The sequence below is a fragment of the Leptospira chreensis genome (assembly GCF_016919165.1).
GTDB classification, from domain to species: domain Bacteria; phylum Spirochaetota; class Leptospiria; order Leptospirales; family Leptospiraceae; genus Leptospira_A; species Leptospira_A chreensis.
Genome location: NZ_JAFFPS010000071.1, coordinates 59,530 through 78,958, shown reverse-complemented (window position 1 = coordinate 78,958; position 19,429 = coordinate 59,530). Strand labels below are relative to the sequence as shown.

Below are 19,429 nucleotides of genomic sequence, written 5' to 3'. Positions count from 1 at the left end.
TTAGGTTTAGTATATAGTGAAGTTGAGTAGAATTATAATAGTTCCTTTAGCGGTTTCCGGTTTCGTCACTTTGAGCGCAAAACCGATCCAGGTGAAAGAACTCTGGCAAACTGCCTTACAATCCAATCCCGAATTTTTATCGGCGAAAGCAGATTACGACAAAGCCTTTTTTGAAAATGAAAAAAGTTATGCTGGGTATTTGCCGACAGTCAATGTGCTTGCTTCGGCAAGACAGTCGTCTGCAAACTTTAGTGGTTCGGGTACTGTGAATGATCCTTTGATCAATGGGGCCAACGCAGGTTCGAATACAACACAAACATCCAGTTCGGGAGAGTCTCGGCCGACAGCAGTCAATCGTTATTCCGTGGGACTTAGTACAAACCAAAACTTGTTTGCTGGATTTCGAGATAAAAGTGGGATCGATAAAACAGAAGCTTTACTCCAGGCAGCAAAACAAACGTTACATGATTCTCGCTTGAAGGTTTGTTTTGAATTGAAGTCTGGATATGCACAGATGTTGTATGCAAAAGAACTCCACCAACTTTCCGAAAAAATCAAGGAGAGACGGACCAAAAATCGTGATTTAGTGAAACTTCGTTATGAAGTGGGGCGGGAACACAAAGGTAGTTTTTTACTGAGTGAATCCTTTGTGAAACAATCAGAGTTTGAAGTCTCTTCTGCATTTCGACTTTTTGAAAGTAACCTGAATGAAGTAGAGAGAGTGATTGCCAATCATTTGGACATCAATATCAATTCAGAGTTTGCGTATGAACCAGTTCTAGAGAAGAAATATTCGGAAAAAGAAAAAGAATCACTTTTGGAATCACATCCATCCGTCATGGCAGAACAGTCCAAAGTAAGAGCGGCTCAGGCCAATATTGGTGTGGCAGAAGCAGGGTTTTATCCTGACTTAAATTTAAGTGCCACTATGACGAGACAAGATGATGTTTGGTTGCCAAAACCAAGAAATTATAGTTTTGGATTGAATTTAACCTATCCATTGTTTAATGGCGGTCGAGATTATTATAATGTAAAGATTGCCAAAACAGAATATGAAAAATCCATCCATACGCGAGATTCAAAAAGAAATTCCCTTTCGTTTTCTTTGGAGCAGTCCCATTTAAATTTTAAAAATGCTTCGGAACAATTAGTCGTGTTAACAGAATTTTATAAGGCATCGGAGATTCGTGCAATGATTGCAAGGTCACAATACTCCAATGGACTAATTAGTTTTGAAAATTGGGACATTATCGAAAACGATTTAATCAATCGTGAAAAAAATCATTTGTTGGGTAAAAGGGACCTGAGTTTGGCAGAAGCTACTTATTTGCGAAATTTAGGAAAGTGTTTTGATGAAGATTAAATTTGTATTCATTTCCATTGTTGTTATTATTATTTCTGTAACGGTTTATCTATTTGGTTTCGGTAAATCAAAATCAAATACCAAACTGGAATCTTCGAAAGTATTTCGTGGAGATTTGATTGTTACGGTTCGAGCCACAGGAACTGCCATCCCGAAAAACCGATTGGAAATCAAACCTCCGATTGCGGGACGAGTGGAATCGATTCTCGTGAATGAAGGGAATCATGTGGGTCGTGGGAAAATCATTGCTTGGATGAGTTCTACAGAGAGAGCTGCACTTCTCGATGCGGCAAGAGCCAAAGGAGAAGATGAATTAAAAAAATGGGAAGATTTTTATAAACCTACGCCTGTAATTTCGCCTTTACGTGGTTTGGTGATTGCATCAAACATTAGTCCTGGACAAACCGTCACACAACAAGACATCCTTTATGTACTTTCTGATAATTTAATGATTCAGGCAAAAGTAGACGAAACGGATCTATCAAAAATAAAAATAGGCCAGACTGCCAATGTCATTGTTGATTCTTATTCAAACACTCCCATCCAAGCGAAGGTGACTCATATTGGATACGAAGCGGTGACAGAAAACAATGTAACCATGTACAATGTTGATTTGGAATTAAAAACCATCCCCGAATATTTGAGAAGTGGGATGTCGATTACCATAGACTTTATCCTTTCCGAAGAGAGGGATGTGTTACTCCTTCCCAATGAGTTTGTCAAAGGTGGGTCTGGGAAAGGAAAGGTTACAAAAAAGATTGATGGTGAACTTGTGGAAACGGTAGTGAACATCGGAAGTTCTGATGAACAAAATACGGCAGTGCTTTCAGGTCTTACGGAAAATGAATTTGTGTTTTGAAAGAAAATTGTTCAAGATGAGAAATATTCAAGTAGTGGCGGTCCGTTCTCTTCACCAAAGATACCAAAGAGATAGTATTGTTAGCAATTGAGATTCATAACCTAAACAAATCCTATACGATAGGAAAGTCGAAATTCCCAGTTCTTGCTGGGATCAATTTAAAGATCGCACAAGGTGAGTTTGTCGCCATAATGGGCCCTTCTGGATCCGGTAAATCCACGTTATTACAAGTGATGGGACTTCTCGATCATGTGGATTCGGGCACCTATACATTGTTTGGTCGTAGAGTAGATGGGGAGTCCTCTGATTTGTTATCCGATGTACGGGGGAGCCTCATCGGTTTTGTTTTTCAACAATTTCATTTATTATCTAAATCCAATGCATCTCAAAATGTGAGTTTGCCATCGTTATATACAAATGTAGATCATACTGAGGAAAGGGCTGTAGAACAGTTACAAAAAGTCGGATTGGAAAATCGAGTGCATCACACTCCGAATGAACTCTCCGGTGGACAACAACAACGAGTAGCCATTGCGCGTGCCTTACTTGTTGATCCGCCCATCATCTTTGCCGATGAACCCACGGGAAACCTAGATTCCAAAAGTAAAATTGAAATCATGTTGGAATTACAACGCCTTCATGAAGAAGGAAAAACCATTGTGATGGTCACTCATGAACCAGAGATGGCAGAGTATTGTGATCGAATCATCCATGTGAGTGATGGACGGATTGTATCTGATGAAGGAAAAAAGAAAAAGAAAGATTCTAATCTTTTACCAAAAACAAATCTAAATCGGAAATCAGGTTGGCCCCTTTTCCAAGGAATCTTCTTACAATCATTGTTTTCCTTATCCTCCAATCGTTTGCGTACCTTTTTATCGGCTCTTGGAATTCTATTTGGTGTTGTTTGTGTGATCTCAGTGATGGCACTAGGAGAAGGGGCGAAAAAATCAGTGGAAGAACAATTTTCTTCGTTAGGTGCTAACTTAGTCATTGTTCGTACGGGAGGGATGAGGAGTGGAGGTGTATCCTTAGAAGCAGGAACCGTCAACCGGTTGGATGTTTTTGATGTGGGGGCCGTTGCTAAAAAATTTTCAGAAGTAAAACAAATCTCCGCTGTTGTGAACGGAAGAGGGCAACTAGTTTTTGGAAATCGGAACTGGAATAGTTATATTACAGGAGCAAGTCCCAACTATGAAACCCTGCGCAATTTAGAACCATTAGAAGGTAGATTTTTTACAGAAGAAGAAAACCAAAAAAGAGCTCTTGTTTGTCTTGTAGGAAACACGGTGGTCAGAGAACTCTATGAAGGAAAAAATCCTGTTGGTACTTATTTAAAAGTAAATCGGATTTTGTTTCGAGTCATTGGCCTCCTGCCTGAAAAAGGAAGTGCGGGATTTCGTGATCAGGACGATGTGGTTTTGATTCCACTAAACACTGCTATGCGAAGATTATTAAATAAAGATGCCGTTGATAGTTTGGAAATGGAATTGGAGAAAATCGAATCTTCCGAAGAATTCACAACTTCTTTAAAACGATTTTTACATGAAAGGCACGGAACCAATGAATCTATGGGAAATCTTTACCAAGTGATGAATATGGCCGACATCCAATCTGCAGTTTCTGAAACCAACCAAACCATGACCACTCTTCTCATTGCCCTTGCCACGGTTTCTCTCATGGTAGGTGGGATTGGAATTATGAATATTATGTTAGTGTCTGTAAAAGAAAGAACAAAAGAAATCGGTCTCAGAAAAGCTCTCGGGGCGAGAGAGTCCGACATTCGGATGCAGTTTTTAATTGAATCTACCTTAACGAGTTTGACCGGCGGGATCGTAGGCCTTGTTTTTGGAATCCTAGCCGTATTATTTTTACAAGAATACTTTGGTTGGACGATTGTTTTGTCCTTTCCTTCTATTGGATTTGCATTTCTCTTTTCCATATCGATTGGAATTTTGTTTGGTTGGTGGCCCTCGGAGTATGCTGCCAAATTGAGTCCGATCGTTGCATTACGATCTGAATGAATATAAAATTAAATCCACGGAAAATTCCCCAACAGAAACGTTCGATTGAACGGTATCAGAAAATTGTTGATACCGCTATTGAATTGTTAGGTGAAGTTGGGTATGATGATTTGACTACAGATTTGATTGCGGAAAGGAGTGGGATCTCTGTTGGTTCCATCTATCAATTTTTTCCGAACAAAGAATCCATTATTTATTCCCATGCAGAATCTTGTTATTTTATCCTGCATGATTATTTTTTTAAACTTTTAGATGAAGAGTTAAAAAAGAAAAAAAAGTTTTCTCCTGACTTCATTGAATTCACTCTTCATGCCTTTGAACGAACATTAAGTGAAGTGAAAGGCTATCGTTTGATCAATTCCATACTTTATACCAACCAAGCATTGTTGCAATTGGATATTGAAAGTAATGAAAGGTTCGCTAAGTCCCTTGCTGAAAAAGTGATCCTCGCCTTGTTTCCTAAAGTGGAGAAAAAACAAGCTTACTACCGTGCGCTCATGATCGTGGAAACGGTGGATGCGGTGTTCAAAATTGCCCAAAGAAAGAGAAAAGCGGCCGAAAAGAAGGCAGTGATCGCCGAATTAAAAAGTTTGTTATTTGTATATTTTTCCTCCTTCCTTTGATTTAACATTGACAAAGTTTTAACACAGGTGTAAAATTCTCAAAATGTGAGGAAATCCTCATGTTCTGGGAAAGACCTATGAAAAAGACCAAAAAGATTTTATTAGGAATCTCAATTGCGGTATTCATAACACTTGGTATGAATCATTGCAGTTCAGAAGATCCTGCCAATTCGGCCTTTGTCCACGTCACGATGATGGATAATGCCTTCCACCCGCCAGTCATTCGAACTTTTAAAGGCGGCAAAATTCGATTTGTGAACGAAGGAAACAATCCTCACAATGCCATCTCGATCACCAAAGATTGGTCTACAGAGAAAACATTTGGAAATTTAGCTATGTTTCGTGGTGCGCATACCGATGTGTTCTTTCCTGAAGAAGGTGTGTTTCCTTACTTCTGTTCTTTTCATGCATCACCAGATGGTAAAATCGGAATGACCGGTGTTGCTGTGGTTGGAAATGCCTCTTTCAATCCGCAGTCGAACATTGCCAAATCAAAGATATCCAAAAAATGGACAGGAGTGACTCGTAAGGTTCCTTCTCAATACAAAACCATTCAGAATGCAGTGGATGCAGCTTCTCCTGGTGACTTAATCCTTGTTGCCAAAGGGATTTATAAAGAAGAAGTCACTGTCACCACACCTTCGATTGTGATTCGTGGGGAAGATCGTAATGAAACCATTATCGACGGTGAGTTTCTACGTGGAAACGGGATCATGATTGTGGGAGCTGACGGTGTCGCTGTAGAAAACCTAACAACAAGAAATGCTACACTGAATGGTGTGTATTGGACTGGAGTGAAAGGTTACCGCGGATCTTACTTAACAGCTTATAACAATGGTGATTACGGAATTTATGCCTTTGATTCGGTTGATGGACTGATGGAACATTCTTATGCTTCCGGATCTCCAGATTCTGGATTTTATGTAGGGCAGTGTAATCCATGTAATGCGATAATCAATGACATCATTTCAGAGAACAATGCACTTGGATATTCCGGAACCAACTCGAGTGGAAACTTATACCTATTATCTTCTATATGGAGAAAAAACCAATTGGGAATTGGTCCAAATACCTTGGATCGTGAGTTACTTCCTCCACAAAAACAAATTGTGGTAAAGAAAAATATTGTTTATGATAATAACAATACCAATGCTCCTTCCAAAAAGTTGGAATACCCATCCATCGGAAACGGAATCGCATTGCTTGGTGCCTTAGAAAATTTAGTGGAAGATAACTTAGTTTTTAATCACAAAAACTATGGAATTTTAGTCACGATGAATATCGACGAAAACATTTGGATCTCCAATAACAACGTAGTGAGGAACAATAAAGTTTATCATTCCGGCAGGGGAGACATTGCGCTCAGTGGGCCTGTGAATGTGGGGAACTGTTTTGAAGGAAACTCTTATGGAGTGTCCAGTCCACCTCTCCTCGAAACCTTTCAGTCCTGCACGGGCATTCGTTATCCTCATGTAGGTGACTTGTCTTCTAGTATTGGACTATTGGCTCTCTTTGTGCAGGCAAACCTTCGTGAGTTTGTACTTGGTTCTTATAAAAACCAACCAATCCCACCATCACAATTGACTATGCCTAAAGAAAATTTTGGAAATGTAAGCCCTGCCCATGATGTTTTTGAAACAAACAAAGGTTTGATTGCTTCTGCGGAATTACCAAAACTCAGCCAAGCTGAATTTGATGCAGCAACTAATCCTATGTATACTTCGGGCTGGAGAGTTCATTTTCCGGGAACCATCAAAACATGGTATTTCCATCTTATGGGATATTTGTTGCCCTTTGCCATTTTTGCCGCATGGACGGGACTTGCTATCTTGGATCGATTCTCTGCGAAAGGTTCTAAGTTAGATTATTACTTTTGGTTGATTCTACTAGTTCCGTTTATTGGATCTTTGGTTTATTTATACTCTAAAGAATCTAAAATTTCTAAGACTGTTCGGAACACAGTAGTGATCGGTGGTATTTTTCTTTTCTTTACGATTCTGGCTTATGCCGGTTATGCGATGACGGCGGTTACAGAACCGTCTGTAGTTTAATATAGGAGTTTATTTATGGAAACAACTTTTGCAAACCCAGGTTTTTGGACCTATTTTATCGGATCTTACGCATATTACCTTCCCTTTGTTTTAACAATGGTTTGGGCGCCACTAGCACTCTTTGGACTTTCGAAACAAAAGGGAATGGATACTACAAAACAAATCATTTGGTCACTTGTGATTTTGGTGGTTCCTGTTCTTGGACCTGCTGTCTATTTACTAGTAGCTGATACCGAATACGAAAAAAAATTCAAACAAATCGCCGTTGGCGGTGGTTTTGGGGTGTTGGTTCTTGTTTGGGTACTCAGTTTAATTTCTCACATTTAAGATTTTAGAGAGCGGTATCATGGATCGGAAGAGTTTTTTAACAACACTGGGATTTGGAATTACAGGACTTGTTGGGTCGTTGTTTGGATCCATCAAATTCAATTCGCGAAACTCTGAGGAAATTTGTGGACCTTCTGATCCTTCTACTGCAACTAACTTTGGAGTGGTGACCACTCCCACCGTCAGCGACGATTACCAAAATTCAATTGGAGCTGGCGGGAGTTTACGTGGAACAAATACTTATGGAAGTATGGCCCATCCACCTTTTTATATTAAAGAAGAATACACCGAAAGATTTTACTACCCACCTAACTATAAAAATACGAATTCGAAAGTAAAAGATTTTAAGTTAAATCTTTTTCCTTTGAGTATGAATATCGCACATAATGTAAACTATCCTGCCTGGACTTTTGACGGACTGGTTCCAGGGCCCGTACTTCGAGCCAATTTAGGAGATACACTCCGAATCCATGTCAAAAATTCTAGTCCTGATCCCCATTCTTTGCACTTTCATGGAACCCATGATCCCTTAGAAGATGGATGGGAACCAATTCCTGCATTCGGTGAAAGGACGTATCAAATAGAAGCGGGACCTATTGGGCTTCATCCTTACCATTGCCATGTCCCTCCACTTATGGTTCACACCGCCAAAGGTTTGTATGGTGCTCTACTTGTGGATCCACCGGTGAAACGAAAACCAGCGCATGAATTTGTTCTGACATTCTCTGGATGGGACACGAAAGGTAAGGGTAAAAACGACTACTATACTTGGAATGGTGTTGCAGGGATTTATGATCGTTATCCAATGAAAGTTCCTGTTGGGGAAAGAGTTCGTTTTTACATTCAAAATATGATGGAACGAGAACCAATCATTACTTTCCATTTACACGCTCAGACTTTTGATATCATCCGAAATTTAGGAAGTGTCGTTCCCGATGGGCATTCTGATGTAGTGTCCCTGGGACAAACAGAACGAGTGGTCATTGAGTTTGTTCTGAAGAAAAAAGGTCGGTATATGTTCCACCCGCACCAAACACATATGGCTGAAAATGGAGGAATGGGTTGGATCGTCGCCGTATAACTCTAGTAAGTATTTTTATTTTGCTCAGTTTTTTTTCTTTTTGTAAAACAAAGGAAGATACAATCAAAGAAGAATGGAAACAGTTATCTTTTGTCAAACCAGATGGAAGTTTACTCGAACCAAAGTTTTGGTCTGAAAAAAAATCGGTTTTGTATTTTGGATTTTCCCATTGTCCCGATATGTGTCCTCTCGCTTTGACAAATTTTGGAAGAGCTTCCTTGATACTCGGCGAAAAGTCGAATCGGTTCCGATTTATTTTTGTAACACTAGATCCAGAAAGGGATTCCCCTGCGACGTTGAAAAACTATATAGAAAACTTTCCGGGAAAAAATCTAACAGCACTTTCTCCTAATGCCGAGTCTTTAATCAAACTTACAGATTTATTTGGAATTATCAGAGAGAAAGTGGGAACTGGAAATACTTATAGAATTGATCATTCTAATTTTATTTATGTGTTGGATGAAAACTTAAACACACTCACAAACTTTCCCGGTGGAGTTTCTGCTAATGTTTTGGCTACCAAACTTAGAGAACTTGCGGAACTCTAGAAGTCAGTATAATTTCAATCTCGGTTCTTGCACCTTCAGGATAATTTCGCGTTACTTCGAAACTAAACTCGGAATATAAATTCTTGAGTCGTTCTTTTATATTTCCCAAAGATCGTTCTAAAAGTTTTGATTTATCTGCAAGTAGTTCTTCTGGAATCCCAATTCCATTGTCATACACTACAAAACTAAAAACAGAATCCCGAACCATCTTTGCATGAATGAATAATTGAAATTGGTCATCAGCCGATCCACGGAATCCATGTTTAAAGGAGTTTTCTATAATGGGTTGGAGTAACAAAGGTGGCAATACTACGGAAGAAAAGTCCCCAGATTTTTTAAAATCAATTTGGATTGTATCATAAAATCTTAGTTTTTGTAAGTGAAGGTAATCTTCTAAAAAATTCCATTCTTCCTCGAAGGGAATCCAATCTCTATCAGTTCTGTCTGAAATGAATCTATAATTGTTTGCAAGACTTAAAATCGCATCACCAATTAACTCTGGTTTGATTTTGTGAAGGGCATGGATGGTATTTAAAGAATTAAATAAATAATGTGGACTCATTTTTGTTTGTAAGGTTTTGAGTTGGCTTTCTTTGAGAGATTTTTCTGCTTTTAACAAATCTTCTTTGTAGACTTGAGCTTTTTGTCTATTTGCAAAAATCGTACGTTCTAAAGCAAAACCTTGCGAGATCACACCAAATAAAACTCCCCAAAGAACCACTTTGGAATTTGAGTTATCATTGGATTTGATAGATAAATAAATTTCTAAAAATACAAGAAACAAGGTAACACTAAATCCAATAAAATGTCCGAAGGCTTCCTGGTTTCCTTTTTTCCATGCTTCAAAAGTTACATAAATGGGGCCGATGATATTTAAAAGATTGAATAGAATAAAAAAACTTCTACTGCTGATTAGTAATGAGTGTGAAGAATCAAAAAATGGAAGGGAAAAAACTAATACCGTTGTGAGCGAACATATAAATACGTTTATGTAGATGAGTATATCAAGTGTGCGGTAACTTCCCGTTCCAAAAAGCCGACGAACCCCGGATAACATAGGGATAAAAACAAAATTCGAAGATATGGTCGTGAGTATAAATAATGTTTCTGAATTGGTGAATAGATAACGAATGAGTACGTTTGACGTAAGTCCTAAGAGGCCAAAACATAAGGAAAACGATGCAAAATCGAGAAGGATATTATACTGTTTTTTGTATTCAATAAAGTAAACCAGCGCACAAATAATTCCAATCATTAAAAAGAATGAATGAAAGAATATTGCTGTAAGATTTTTTAAAGCAATCTCGCGGTATAGGGCAGTTTGTTTCCCCACTAAGTTTTCGATAATCGAAATTAAAAAGAGGATTCCTTTTTTGTGATACAATCGTAAATAGTAATATTCAGAATCATCATTTGGAACCTTAACCCAATCGAATTTTGATTGGAATATGTTCGGAAGTTTATCTTGTTCTGAAAATTCTCCATATTTAAATATCGAATCACCATATGAGTTAAATATTTCTATATTGAGTCCGGCATGTTCTAGTAGAAAATATAGTTCTCTATTTTCTTGTCGGTTGGGAAAAGCTTTGGATCGTAACCAAATAAAATCGGAATCGGTAATCCGTTTGAGTTCTGTATCATCAATCCAACCTGAAATTGATTCCCAATACACTTTGTGCATCTTTTGAAAATCAATTACCCCGTAGTCATCAGTGGGGATGTCACCAACAAAGTATTCTGTATTTTCTGTTAAGTAATATTCGGATAGTGAACCATCAGTTGGTTTTAGAACGGAATAAAAATAAGAAGTGATAGATACACTTGCAACAACGAAAAGGAGGCAGATGGATAGAGTTGGTCTTTCTAAAAATCTGCTCCCCAAGTTTTTCATAGAGAGTATGTTAATCTTCTAAGGAAAACAAAATAGGCAATCTATGCGCCATTTTTTTCGGTTGGCCTTGCACATAACCTGGACTAAAACGAACGCGTTTGATGAGTTTCATCGCGGCCTCTTCGAACCCATAACCTGCTCGACCAGAAACAATTTTTGCCGATTGTAAACTTCCGTCTTCATTCACTTGTACTAAAAGTACAACTTGTTTTTCTACAATATTGGCTGCTTTGGCTTGGGGAGGAAAATAGTCCTTCAAATCAAAGTCAATGATCGCAGTTGGCATTTTGTCTCCGTTGAAAGAGAAAAGGTATCCATCTTTATCTGTTCCATTTCCGGAAAGTTGGTTGGGATTGATATCGGAGTTGTCCGGTTCATCGGCCTTGTCTTTGTTACTTCCTTCTACCCACTCTTGTTTTTCGATAGGTGCAGGAGAGGATGTACCACCAATGAGTTCCGGAGGAATGTCTTCGAAACTAACATCTACATCTTCGAAGTTTGATTCTTCAACAACTTCATCACCACGTAATTGGCTAATTTTGTAACCAGCATAAGTTGCGGTATGGACAAACAAACTACCAATCAAACATACGTGGAACAAACGTTCTCTGTTCTGTTTGACAGATTGTTTAAAGATTACCCATAATTCCGCGATACGATTCATTTTTTTACACTGAGGGCAATTTTAGTGACACCCGCTTTTCGGATGATTCCCATCAGCTCCGTAATTTTTCCATAAGGGAGGCTTTCGTCTGCAGACAACGTTAAACGCATATTAGGTCTGATTTTTGCTTCTCTTTCGAGATTTCGAACTAAACCAGAAATATCTGTGTCTTTGCCTTCCAAAAGGATGGCGCCTGTTTTGGTGATTGCTACCTGTACCGACTCGGCAACATTCGGATCAGCAGCTTGTACTTTTGGTAAATTGATATTTAAACTTTCTTTTTTAAGAAAGTTTGCCGTTACCATAAAGATGACAAGAAGAACTAAAATCACATCCACCATGGGAGTGATGTTTATACTTCCAATTTCTTCGTCTTGTGAACCTGATGCTCCAGCCATAATTATACCTTTGTCTTATTCATTTGATAAGAGAGTAGTTCTTTTTTCAGAATTTCCATATTCTGCAAAATGACCTTGGACTTTCTAGAAAAATAATTGTTTGCCATTACCACAGGAATTGCGACTGCAAGACCAGCTGCCGTTGCGAGTAGGGCTGTAGAGATGGAACGCATCACCACTTCCGCACCAGAACTTCCCAAGGTTCCCAAACCATAAAATGCCTTGATGACACCAAGAACTGTTCCTAACAATCCAATAAAAGGAGCGTTGTTTCCCAATGTGTTTAGGATCGGTAAACGTTTTTCTAGTTCCAATTTTTCAGAGAGAATTTGGCCATCTAAACTTTCATCCAATCCCTTTCGCCCTAGTTTTAATTGTTTGAGTGCAAATTGAACGAATCTTGTATAAATGGATTCTTCGCCGGCATCAGTTTTCCAGTGAATTTCTGGTTCTTCTTGTAATGAAGTTCTAACTTCTGCTAGATAGTCTTCGTTTTTTTACCTAAAGTTTTTTTATAGTAAATTAACCTTTCCGCAAATACTGCTAATGCGATCACACTCGCCACTCCCATTGCAATAAAGATTAATTCTTCACCTATTTCTACATACTCTTGCATACTATTCTCCGTTTTGAATGTTATTAAATAATAAATATAATGGAATCTGATCCGCGCTAATTTGATTGTTAGTTGTCGCAAAACAAGATCTTAAACAAGAAATTGCTGAACTAGAAGTTAGACTAGACTCTATCAGTGCAGGGATTGTTGATTGAGCACAAATTCCTGAACTGGTTTTTGATTTCCAATCGGTTACCTGGCAGTTAAAGGCACAGGTTTGTGCAATACCAGACATGTATTTATAAGCTGAATTTGAAATCATATTTTGGCAGGTTGATGTTTTTACTGCCGCAGTCGTTTCTGTGAATGTTCCACCAACAGCAGTAGCATAAGCCTTGAAACATAAATCTTTATTTGTGATGATTGATTCGCATGTTTCTTGCGGTGCGTTTGGTGTGGCGAGATATTGTAACAAAACTGTTTCCTTGTAGGAATCTTCAATTTTTTTAGATTCACTACAAGCAAAGGTGGTTGTGAGACAAATAAGAAGGATTACATATTTCATTAGAAGTGTACCTCCATACCTACGTTGAAGAAAGGAATGACTGTTCCTCCCGGAAGTTCTAAGGTTCCGAAGGTATCATTTTGTCTAGGGTTTGTCGCTGAGAACGGTCTTGAGTTATCATAATCATAACCATTTTTATTTTTTCTCATGTAAACGTTTACGATTTCTAAATACCAGTTTATAAAACCCCAGGAATAGTTTTCAAAGATATCAAATCGAATATCAAATCTATGAAAGTCAGTTCCGCGTTTCACATATCCATACTGGGGTGAATTAGGGTTATTCGAATACTGTGGGTTCCAATAGGTAAGTCCATTGAGTGGATTCGAAAATCTACCACCATCGTCACCAACCACTGGTCTTGAAGGAACCGATGTTAAATAACTCCATCGACCACCAATTTGAAAACCTTCACTCATTCTCCAACCATAAATAAAGTTGGCAACATGAGTTCTGTCCCATGGAGCTAATTGTTCTTTTGAGTTTGGAAAGTAAGCCGCAAGGATTTTTCTTTCAATCCCGCCAACTTGCGAATTGTCACCTTCATAAACTTGGTATAAATTTGTGTTTTGAAAGGACTGTGACCAAGTATAAGAGATCCAACCAAACCAATCTCTAGTACCTGGGCGCGCATTTTTACGAATCAAAAGTTCGTATCCATGGGACCAACCAGATGCTCTGTTTGAATAGTTTAGCGGACGATTGGCGACGATGGGTTGAGTTAACCATTGTCCTTTGTCCGGATTCATACCAACAGGAGAGGAAATATATGGATCATCAATGATAGTATCGGTGAACTGGTTTTTGAATACTTCTACTTTTACTTGCCACACTTGATCAATCTTTTGATCAATACCGGCACTGACTTTTCTTGCTCTTTCGAATCGTAAATCAGGGTTTCCTGTTTCCGCATTAAAATTAGTAGTTAAAGGAAATCTAGATACATCTCCACCACTTCCATAGATTGTCATCCCTTTTCCAACTTCTGGAAACGTATAGGAAGCTGTGGCTCTCGGTGTTAAGGCACCATTACCAGTGACTTGAACATAATCATAACGTGCACCTGGTTCGAATAGAAAGTTTCCAAATTTAAAATGGAGTGTCGTATATGCATTGTAATATGGGGTATTTCCTTGGATACTAAGGGGCCGACCAACGAAATCAGGACTTGCCGAGTTGTAAGGGTTAGGTGATGGATTGGTGGGATCACGTAAGGCAACCTCTGTTCCATAATCTCTGAAGGAAAATTTTCTCACTTCTGTTCCAAAATCTACTTTTAGAAATTTTGTTGCTGTCCAATACGCATCCTGACGAACACCTACATAACTTCCTCTTTGGTATTGTTTTCCTTGGATACTTCCAAAACCAACATTATACTCACCGATAGGATCAAAGTTAATTAAAGTAACACGGTTTTGAAACTTATCACCTGGAATCCAACTGTATCGAAGGGCTGTTGTTCGAAAACTTTGTCCGAAACTTGCTTTCGCACCGCTTAAAAGTGCCAATGGTGAAGCTGTAGGGTCATTTGCAGGTTTATTGGGAACGTCGATGGCAAAGTTATCTTGAGCCGATAGGTTATAAAAAGAGATTTGGTGTTCTGGCGTAAAGTTATGAACGTATTTAATCTGTGAATCGTTATAACGCGGAAGTCTGATCCCTTCTGGCAAAAGTCCTGTGGCACCCAAAGATTTATCCAAATAACCAAGTTTCCCGGCGATGGCGAGATAACCTTTCCCTCCGGAAGTAGGTGTCGCAGCATAAGCTGTTGTGTTCCATAAGGAAACTTGAAAGGCACCTTTAGTTTTTTGAATTGAGTCTACTGTCTCAATTTCAATCACACCACCAGTCGCATTATTAAAGTTAGCAGGGTATGCGCCGGAGTATAAATCAATGGATTTGATTAAATCATTATGAATGACAGAAGTTAATCCATCTAAGTGGAATGGATAAAGAATTGGAAGGTCATCGTAAAGATACGTGTTCGCATTGGGATTGGCACCGCGTACGATAATACCATTGGCACCACCACCAAATCCAATATTGGGAATGACTCCAGGAAGTGTTTCCAAGGCACGAAGAGCTTCTCCAAAAGTACCCGGCATCCTTTTGATTTCTTCATAACGAACTTTAGTTCTTGAAGCTACCGTTTTTTCCCGCTCTCCTTCTACGACAATACCTGTCTTTGGAGCACTTGCTTTTTTTTCGGTATAGATGGTTCTTGATTCATCTTCAGAGCCAACAGAAATTTTAATTTCCTGGATTCCTGAATCACGTAACAAACGCAAGGTGTAATCACCCGGCGATGGAAAATCGAGAGTTATATTTCCTTCCGCATCAGTTTGTGCAAATTTTTTCGTTTCAAAAACCAATACAGATAAATTCTTTTCTGCAATTTCCTTTTTTGGATTAATCAATTTGGCACGGATACTCACAGCAAGGAGTGGGGATCCAAAACTAAAGAGAAAAATCCCGACTAAAATACGATTATTTAATTTGAATTTTGCTGATTTCATTGAAGTTTAAATACCAAGGGATATCTCCCGTTTCTTGTTCGAGGTAAATGAGGGTGCAAGGTAGGGGATATCCAAGAAACGGACATTCCGTACGGGTGATCGAGATTGTACACAAATCCAAATTTCTTTTAATTGGTTTATTTACGATGACTAGCGGTGGATTGGGAATAGGATTCCCACATTTTTCCGAAGCAAATTTAGCAGCAGCATATACTTGGCTTTGTGCATCACTAGTGTCTACACGATCCACTGAGGGTCCACAATGGATGATAGATCCAAGAGCAATTAAAAAGGTAATTGTCCCGATTTTCATTTGGTACCTTTTGCCCCTGTCCCTGTTCCAGTGGTTGTGATGTCCGTTACTTCTGGTTGACCCACTACATCAGCGGTTACATTGACTGCAGTCACCAAACCAAGAGGGAAATAAGCTTTATCCTCTCTTTGGATTTTGATATTGATTAGAGTTTTTCCTGTAGGATATTTTTCTAAAATTTGACTCATCGCTAATTCTACATTAGGTGCCTTTGTCACAGGAAACATTCCTAAGAGATAAAAAGCGGAATCTTGCCCTTTTCCTTTCCCGAGAATTTTATAATCGGTGGAACGTACAACTGTAGCTGAATCATACAAATAGATCTCTTTGGAGACATGAGAGCCAATACATCCCATAAGCATAATGGAAGCTGAGAAGAAACTTATAAAGATTTTGAGAATAGAAGTTATCATTGGTAATATTATTTTTTGGTTTTAGTCGTTGTTGCAGATGATGAAAATCGAACCAAATCACCTTTGATAGTGAATCTGTATCTTGTGATAGGTCCAAAGATGGATTTGTCATTCCAGTAACGAATATTAACGAGTGCGTCCCCAGAATCCTCCTCCATAACTTTTTCGTATAAGTCGCCGACAGGTGGTTCTGTAAACGGAAGGCCAAAGATAATGAAGTCAAGTGCATACCAAGTAAAGGTTTTTTCTACGGTTTTTACAGTTTCGTAAGGAGTGTTTGGTATTGGTTTGTTGCTAGTCGCAAGTCCTACGGAAGAAGAGGCACAATTCACTAAACCTAAAGACAAAATAAAGATACTGGCAGCGGTAATAAGATGTTTCATAAAAAGACTCCGTTCGTATCCAAATCGCATTTCTTTGGCTTTGGTCAACGGAATAATTATACTAACGGTGATTAACTACTTAACTCGGAATGAACGCTACATATTCCGGAGTGAAATCAGAATGGGTTACAGTTTGAGCGCTTCTTTTAAATTTTGAGCAAAGGAACGGCCAACGGGAAGAGTGGTTTCGTCCTCGTTTTTTAGTTGGATGGTGTAAGACCCACCCTTATCATATCGGAGACTTGTCACAAAATCCAGATTTACTAAGAATCCTTTGTGGATGCGAATGAACTGTGTGGAAGGTAACTTTTCTTCAATTTCTTTCAGTAGTTTTGAAGTTTCGTAATCTTTTTGGGAAGTATGTATCACACAACTTTTGTTATTTGCAGAAATGAAGTGAATGTCTTGAAACGGTAATAAAAATACTGCCGAATCGGACTGAATTTTGAGATGAGTTTGTTTTTCTTGTGCCGGTGGAGTTATTTGTTTCGATTCTTGTAAAAACCGTAAGGCCTTATCTACAGACTTTCGAAATCGTTCAAAGGAAAAGGGTTTGAGTAAATAATCCGTTGCATCCAAATCAAAAGCTTCTACGGCATGTTCACTGTAGGCAGTGGTAATGATAAAAAATGTGGATTTGTTGTGTTCCTTTCGTAAGATATCCATTCCATTCACAGCAGGAAGGTTGATATCCATAAAAACTAAGTCAAATTTTTTCTCTTGTAAAAGGTTTAAAGCTTTGTCCCCACTTTCTGCGATGCCTGCCAGTTTTAATTCGGAACAGTTCATGATATAGTCCATCATGAGCATCCTGGCAGGATATTCATCTTCAATGATTAATACTGAATAGGTGGAAGAATCCATGAATTTAATTTATGTTACATCAATAAAGAAAAAAGTGACATCGTCTTTCAGTTCCTCTTCCGAAAATTTTGAAATTTGAACTATGATTTCCTGGGACAATGATTTTATATCCTTGTCTTTTCCTCTCTCCAGTAGATCAAGTATTTTGCTTTCACCAAACAATTTATTTTCGGCACGAGCTTCTGTCACACCATCGGTGAAAAAAAAGTAACGATCGCCGGCTTCCATTTTGTGGGTCCATTCACTATACGTGAAGGATTCTTTCCAACCAATGATGGGACCCTTTACTTGCATAAGTTCGAACTTGGCTTTGATCCGATTGTAAATGAGTGGATTTGGATGGCCCGCAGTCGAGAAGGTGATTGTTTTTTCCTTTGTATCAAGGAGTGCGCAACAGGCTGTGATAAAATACCGACTCACAAGAGAAGTAAGAGCTCGGTTCATATGTTCGAGTACGTCTTTCGGTGAGTTGATACTTTTTGTAGACTCTCTAAATTGTACTTTTACCATTGATGATATAAAGGCTGCGGGAACTCCATGTCCTGCAACATCAGCAATTAACAAAAGCAGACGGTTGTTGTCTAACTCCACCCAATCATACAAATCTCCACCTACTTGTTTCATTGGTAAATAAGTTGTATGAATTCGGATTCCTAATGTATTCGGGTGTTCTTTGGGTAGAAGGTAACTTTGAAGTTGGGATGCAAAAAATAAATCTTGTTCTAAGTCTTGATTTTTTTCTCGAAGTTCAATGGTCCTTTCGTGAACACGAATTTCCAAATCTTTAGTTAATACAGAAAGTTCTTTTTCGTTTTTTGCATGTCGATAGGAGATAGCAACCCCAGAGAGGATCATTAGAATTAAAAAACCATACTGCGTTAAGTAGATATTTTTTCCTGAGGTAACATCAATCATGATGTCGATCGTAGCACCTATGCAGATACAAATAAATCCCACTGCTAAAAAATAAGCTTCGGCCTTTTTTTCTTTTGCTGCTCGAACCACTCCTCGGATGATAAAATACACAACCACTATCAAAGAGAATTCCCAAATTCGTAGAAGTAAGATTCTCGTTGGAATTTGAATATCCCAAGTTTGCATAAAAGCGATACAGAGTAGGAAAAAAACAAGCAACCTTTCTTTCAGATGAAACTTATTTTGGAACAAGGAATAACTAAATAGAAAAATCGAAATAGGAAGAAGAGTTTGTGATGTAAAAAATACTTTTAACCAAAAGAAAAAAGAAAAGTTGGTATAGGTATAACTAATATTTAAGAGCGGTAATCTCCACATAACAAAAATTAACGTGGATAATAAAAGATAAAAATTTGCTTTTGCCTGTCTTTTTAATATTATTGAAAAAATTTGGTAAGCCCCAATTCCAAAAAACAACATGATGAAACAGAAATCTCGTCCATCTTCGTTGATAATAAATTCTTGTAAGTGGTCATAGTTTCCCATCACGGGAATCTTTCTAAAAATTCCGCCTTGAAAGGTTTGGTTCCGAAAGTGAATTTCTAATTCGAGTTCGTTGACATCGTTCGCTTTGAGTACAGAACTTGGAATAAAGTACAAACGTTTGTAATACCAATTGGGTAAATACAATCCTTCTTTTGAGATACCACCAGTACTCCCTAACAAAATTCCATTGATAAAAAGTTTGTCGACTTCTTGGACACGGTCTAAGTAGATACCCAGGGGTTTGTTGTCTGGCTCGTAATAAAAGCTAGTTTTGTAAGATCCGTGAACCGGTGGGTTCATTCCTTGTAAGGAGAGGCCTTTGCCGACTTGGATGGGTTTTGTTTCCCCTTGGGACGTAAATGTCCAGCCCTCGGACAAAGTCGTTAGGTACTTAGAACTTACTTTGAGTGGTTCCGAGGAAAGCGAAAATACCGCAGTAAGTAAAAAGGGGAAAATAAATGAGAGAAATCTCATCGCTATCGGCTAAAGATAGTTGCGTACAGAGAGAATGCAAGTTGATTTTCCG

The 19,429-nt window shown here is 38.4% G+C and carries 17 protein-coding genes and 2 pseudogenes; 8 read left to right on the top strand and 11 right to left on the bottom strand.

Annotation, left to right across the window (positions count from 1 at the left end; translation table 11 throughout):
• Positions 1–70: 70 nt before the first annotated feature.
• The 8 genes from JWG41_RS18640 to JWG41_RS18605 all read left to right on the top strand — a co-directional run bounded on the left by JWG41_RS18640 (position 71) and on the right by JWG41_RS18605 (position 8,876).
• Positions 71–1,363: a TolC family protein gene (locus JWG41_RS18640; RefSeq protein ID WP_232374112.1), complete on the top strand. Its 1,293-nt coding sequence runs from the start codon at positions 71–73 to the stop codon at positions 1,361–1,363.
• The gene (locus tag JWG41_RS18635) at positions 1,353–2,222 is read left to right on the top strand and encodes an efflux RND transporter periplasmic adaptor subunit (protein WP_232374128.1); all 870 of its coding nucleotides are present in this window, start codon (positions 1,353–1,355) and stop codon (positions 2,220–2,222) included. Before JWG41_RS18640 ends, JWG41_RS18635 begins: the two co-directional genes overlap by 11 nt.
• Positions 2,223–2,299: 77 nt before the next feature.
• A complete protein-coding gene (locus JWG41_RS18630; protein WP_205271311.1) occupies positions 2,300–4,246 on the top strand; it encodes an ABC transporter permease in 1,947 nt (648 codons plus the stop codon).
• Positions 4,243–4,869: a TetR/AcrR family transcriptional regulator gene (locus JWG41_RS18625; protein WP_205271310.1), complete on the top strand. Its 627-nt coding sequence runs from the start codon at positions 4,243–4,245 to the stop codon at positions 4,867–4,869. Before JWG41_RS18630 ends, JWG41_RS18625 begins: the two co-directional genes overlap by 4 nt.
• 77 nt (positions 4,870–4,946) lie before the next feature.
• Entirely contained in the window at positions 4,947–6,920 is a 1,974-nt protein-coding gene (locus JWG41_RS18620) for a right-handed parallel beta-helix repeat-containing protein (protein ID WP_205271309.1), read from the top strand.
• A gap of 15 nt (positions 6,921–6,935) precedes the next feature.
• Positions 6,936–7,247 carry a PLDc N-terminal domain-containing protein gene (locus JWG41_RS18615; protein WP_205271308.1) on the top strand — a complete coding sequence of 104 codons (312 nt, stop codon included), beginning with the start codon at positions 6,936–6,938 and terminating at the stop codon, positions 7,245–7,247.
• A 19-nt stretch (positions 7,248–7,266) separates the two neighbouring features.
• Complete coding sequence (locus tag JWG41_RS18610; protein ID WP_205271307.1) at positions 7,267–8,328, top strand: multicopper oxidase domain-containing protein; 1,062 nt, start codon at positions 7,267–7,269, stop codon at positions 8,326–8,328.
• Complete coding sequence (locus tag JWG41_RS18605) at positions 8,310–8,876, top strand: SCO family protein (RefSeq protein ID WP_205271306.1); 567 nt, start codon at positions 8,310–8,312, stop codon at positions 8,874–8,876. The genes JWG41_RS18610 and JWG41_RS18605 overlap by 19 nt, the downstream gene beginning before the upstream one ends.
• On the opposite strand, the gene JWG41_RS18600 is transcribed toward JWG41_RS18605, so the two are convergent.
• From JWG41_RS18600 to JWG41_RS18550, 11 genes and pseudogenes are all read right to left on the bottom strand, one after another.
• Positions 8,854–10,770 (bottom strand): sensor histidine kinase, encoded by a 1,917-nt coding sequence (locus JWG41_RS18600; protein ID WP_205271305.1) that lies wholly within the window; start codon positions 10,768–10,770, stop codon positions 8,854–8,856. The genes JWG41_RS18605 and JWG41_RS18600 overlap by 23 nt on opposite strands.
• Positions 10,771–10,780: 10 nt before the next feature.
• Positions 10,781–11,260 (bottom strand): annotated as a pseudogene (locus JWG41_RS18595) (energy transducer TonB); the annotation flags it as partial.
• A 170-nt stretch (positions 11,261–11,430) separates the two neighbouring features.
• Positions 11,431–11,832 carry an ExbD/TolR family protein gene (locus tag JWG41_RS18590; protein ID WP_015681199.1) on the bottom strand — a complete coding sequence of 134 codons (402 nt, stop codon included), beginning with the start codon at positions 11,830–11,832 and terminating at the stop codon, positions 11,431–11,433.
• Positions 11,833–11,834: 2 nt separating this feature from the next.
• Positions 11,835–12,448 (bottom strand): annotated as a pseudogene (locus JWG41_RS18585) (MotA/TolQ/ExbB proton channel family protein).
• Position 12,449: 1 nt separating this feature from the next.
• Complete coding sequence (locus tag JWG41_RS18580) at positions 12,450–12,953, bottom strand: hypothetical protein (RefSeq protein ID WP_205271304.1); 504 nt, start codon at positions 12,951–12,953, stop codon at positions 12,450–12,452.
• Positions 12,953–15,469, bottom strand: a complete 2,517-nt coding sequence (locus JWG41_RS18575; RefSeq protein WP_205271303.1) for a TonB-dependent receptor plug domain-containing protein — start codon at positions 15,467–15,469, stop codon at positions 12,953–12,955. The genes JWG41_RS18580 and JWG41_RS18575 overlap by 1 nt, the downstream gene beginning before the upstream one ends.
• The gene (locus JWG41_RS18570; RefSeq protein WP_205271302.1) at positions 15,441–15,782 is read right to left on the bottom strand and encodes a hypothetical protein; all 342 of its coding nucleotides are present in this window, start codon (positions 15,780–15,782) and stop codon (positions 15,441–15,443) included. The genes JWG41_RS18575 and JWG41_RS18570 overlap by 29 nt, the downstream gene beginning before the upstream one ends.
• Entirely contained in the window at positions 15,779–16,195 is a 417-nt protein-coding gene (locus JWG41_RS18565; protein WP_232374110.1) for a hypothetical protein, read from the bottom strand. Before JWG41_RS18565 ends, JWG41_RS18570 begins: the two co-directional genes overlap by 4 nt.
• A gap of 8 nt (positions 16,196–16,203) precedes the next feature.
• Positions 16,204–16,578 (bottom strand): LIC20211 family lipoprotein, encoded by a 375-nt coding sequence (locus JWG41_RS18560; protein ID WP_205271301.1) that lies wholly within the window; start codon positions 16,576–16,578, stop codon positions 16,204–16,206.
• Between the two features lie 126 nt (positions 16,579–16,704).
• Complete coding sequence (locus JWG41_RS18555) at positions 16,705–17,442, bottom strand: LytR/AlgR family response regulator transcription factor (RefSeq protein WP_205271300.1); 738 nt, start codon at positions 17,440–17,442, stop codon at positions 16,705–16,707.
• Positions 17,443–17,451: 9 nt separating this feature from the next.
• Entirely contained in the window at positions 17,452–19,377 is a 1,926-nt protein-coding gene (locus JWG41_RS18550; RefSeq protein ID WP_205271299.1) for a SpoIIE family protein phosphatase, read from the bottom strand.
• Between the last annotated feature and the right edge of the window lie 52 nt (positions 19,378–19,429).